This window comes from Candidatus Kuenenia sp. (assembly GCF_039794105.1).
Classification (GTDB): Bacteria; Planctomycetota; Brocadiia; order Brocadiales; family Brocadiaceae; genus Kuenenia.
This window is the reverse complement of the sequence record NZ_JBDIWA010000070.1, coordinates 1-3,179: the sequence shown is the minus strand read 5'-3', so window position 1 is coordinate 3,179 and position 3,179 is coordinate 1. Positions and strand designations below refer to the sequence as shown.

At 41.9% G+C, this 3,179-nt stretch carries 5 protein-coding genes; all 5 read left to right on the top strand.

Annotated elements, in window-relative coordinates; genetic code table 11:
• On the top strand, positions 1 to 446 hold a 446-nt coding region (locus ABJL82_RS16475), incomplete at its 5' end, for an FtsX-like permease family protein (RefSeq protein WP_347275802.1).
• Entirely contained in the window at positions 446 to 1,108 is a 663-nt protein-coding gene (locus ABJL82_RS16470; RefSeq protein ID WP_347275801.1) for an ABC transporter ATP-binding protein, read from the top strand. The genes ABJL82_RS16475 and ABJL82_RS16470, both read left to right, overlap by 1 nt.
• A complete protein-coding gene (locus tag ABJL82_RS16465) occupies positions 1,105 to 2,130 on the top strand; it encodes a hypothetical protein (protein WP_347275800.1) in 1,026 nt (341 codons plus the stop codon). The genes ABJL82_RS16470 and ABJL82_RS16465 overlap by 4 nt, the downstream gene beginning before the upstream one ends.
• Position 2,131: 1 nt before the next feature.
• A complete protein-coding gene (locus ABJL82_RS16460; protein ID WP_347275799.1) occupies positions 2,132 to 2,548 on the top strand; it encodes a hypothetical protein in 417 nt (138 codons plus the stop codon).
• Positions 2,549 to 2,707: 159 nt separating this feature from the next.
• Complete coding sequence (locus ABJL82_RS16455; protein WP_347275797.1) at positions 2,708 to 3,103, top strand: PilZ domain-containing protein; 396 nt, start codon at positions 2,708 to 2,710, stop codon at positions 3,101 to 3,103.
• Positions 3,104 to 3,179 lie beyond the last annotated feature (76 nt).

The window sequence follows — 3,179 nt, the reverse complement described above, 5'->3', positions numbered from 1 at the left end:
TTGTAAAAAAGGGATTTTTGCTGAAAGAAGGGATTTTTACCGCATTATATGTTGTCGCCTTTGCCCTGGGCATACCTGCAATTCTTGTAGCGTCAGGTTTCGGATTGTCGGACCGGAGAAAAGAGATTGGCATCATGAAGGCAACCGGATGGAATACGCTCGAAGTGCTGGAACTCATTACTTTTGAACAATTACTCATCAGCATGCTCGGGGCAACCGTAGCAATTATTGTATCAATCCTTTGGATCAGGGTATTCAACGGGGCGTTCATAGGTCAATTTTTCATTGCGGAAACAACCCTTTTGCCCAAATTTAACGTGCCTTCGAAATTCCTTCCGCTGCCGCTTTTGTTGGGTTTTTTCTTTGCCTTTCTCTTAACAATGGTAGGGAGCATCTATTCCTCATGGAGGGCTTCAACCGAATCACCGGTTGTTGCAATGAAATAATGATACGTGTGGAAAACCTGTGCAAATGGTACAATGCCCACACAAAACACGAAGTACGCGCCGTAGAGGAGGTAAATCTCGCTATCGCCAAAAATAGTTTTGTCGTACTGAAAGGGCCTTCGGGTTCAGGCAAGACTACACTGCTCAACATTATCGGGACGTTAGACAGGCCGACTACCGGTAAAGTATTTATTGACGAAGAGGAGATCACCGCATTTTCCGACATCGCCCTTTCTGTAGTACGACGCAAAAAGATCGGTTTTATCTTTCAGGATTTTATGCTTATTCCCAGACTATCCGGCTGGGAAAACGTTTCGTATCCGCTCATTCCTGTGGGGATTGGCGCAAAAGAACGTTTCGAAAGGGCAAAAACACTTTTGGAAATGATGGATCTTGGAGATAGGGCGACCCATACACCGGAAGAGCTAAGCGGCGGACAACAGCAGCGTGTGGCGATTGCACGGGCGCTGATAAACAACCCTGAAATCATTATTGCTGACGAACCAACGTCTAATATTGACGAAGAAACTTGCGTAAAACTGCTGAGCATGCTGACTGAATTAAAAAACAGAGGCGCTACTATCGTTGTAGCAACACATGATCCCCGTTTTAAGGAAATCGCGGATGAAACGTTTACCATGAGAAATGGCAGGCTCCAATGATTCTTAACATCTACACCATCATTATGTTATTTATTGCGGCAGTTTCGCTCTCTCTGGGGGGATTCCTCCTTTTTACAACACTCAGGGCGATTCTGACATTTGACGCCTTTGTCCCATTAGAATCAAAAACAAAATATGAACAAAAAGGATACCTGATATTCCTGATAGCGTGCGTCGTTATCGGTATACGAATGCTTGCGTGGCCATGGTTTTACTTTATGCTCCAAAGCTTTGTGTCTGAAGTGCCGGGCGCAATGTGCATATTTGGCGTAACGCAGATTTTGCCCGTTACAGCCGCTTTCCTTCAAATCATAAAACCCATTTCATTTTTCATAATGGGGGGATGGATTTTTTGTTATTATGCGGATAAGGCGCATCCCACATCACCGTTCACCAGAAAAATATTGCTTTTTCTCATTCCCATATGCGGAATACTCTTTGTTGACAGCGGCGCGGACGTCTATTACCTGCTGTCAATGAAACCTCTTATATCTGTTTCCTGTTGCGCTACCTTCTTTGACGTTCCATTGCGCCCTTCCGCCATGATCCCCCAAGCCATCTTCGGGGAAAATTTTGATAAGGCATTATTCCTTCTTTATTATTCTATAAACATCATCCTTATCATCCTGTTATTTTTGTCCCTTTCAAAAAGATGGAGATATTTGATACCTGTGTCAGACAAGACATTACTTTATCTTCAATCGGGAACAGGACTCGTAAATATCCCTGTTACGCTGCTTTCGTTCATTGAAATAATCGCACCAAAACTCATGCAACTCCCCTTTCACCATTGCCTGTATTGTTTTATAGGGAATGGCATAGTGCCGGATGCGTCTATCATGCTTGGATTATTTATCATCGGCATTTTCGGCATCGGCTGGATAAACATACTACGTTTTCTGGGTAAAAACTCTTCTGCAGAACAGATAATTGAATTATTCGTAACACGGATAAACAGTTTGGCCGTGTTTTGTTTTTTGACGTCATTATTAATGGTAACAATACACCTCGTTTTAACGTGATATGACAAAAAAATTCTGGTCAGGCATTGCCCTCTTTCTTATAATTGCAACCCTTGGGGTATTTTATCAAAAATACGTAAAATATCCCCGCTGCGATTATGATGGCTCTCCGGTTCCGCCCATTTACAAAGTTGAAATCGTTCTAAAGGACCGCGTTGTTAAAAAGTTTTGCTCCATCTATTGCGCCGTGCAATGGTTTAAAAACAATAAACACGCTGTTGACCACGTTATTGTCACTGACGAAATACGCGGCAACAAGATAGATTCCTACATGGCATATTTTGTTGAGAGCGAACTCATTACCAATGAAACCAACGATAATCGCATCCACGCCTTTCAACAAAGAGAATATGCGCAAATCCATATGGACAAATTTAACGGAAGGATTGTGGATGACCCGTTTGAAGCGGATGAGTAATATGCCTCTGCGGCAGTCGGCAGTCGGCAATCCCCAATCTACAATCTGCAGTTTGCCGATTGTAGATTGCAGACTGCGGATTGAGAAAACAATTATTAAGGCTTTCCCTTTTTTCTTTAGACGAACCATCTTACTGTCATTAATAGAGAAAGAAACGACATGAAAGAAAATAACGATTTTGAACAAAGACGTGAACATCAACGAATAAACACCTGCATCCCCATGATAATCAGCGCATATTATAATTCGCTCAAAGGGATGATATTAAACCTGAGTAGCGGGGGAGCACATTGCGTGTTAGAAGAATTTCTTCCCCTGAAGACAAAAGTACAAATAGCCTTCAAACTACCCATGAATAAATTTGAATCTCAACAGTTACGATTACAGGGGACTGTCATTCGTATCGACCATTCCACCAAAACAAATGCATATGATAATTATAAATTCGCCGTTCAGTTCAGCGAGGTAACTCCTGATGAAAATAAGATTATAGAGGATTATATCGCAGAAAAGAAAAAGAACGACGATAATCAACTAAAAGATTTTATGAAATAGGACTATCCCCTTAACAGGCTGTCCTGGAATTTACGTAACAATTTAGTTTTTTGAAAAACGTAAGGGCGAGGGACGA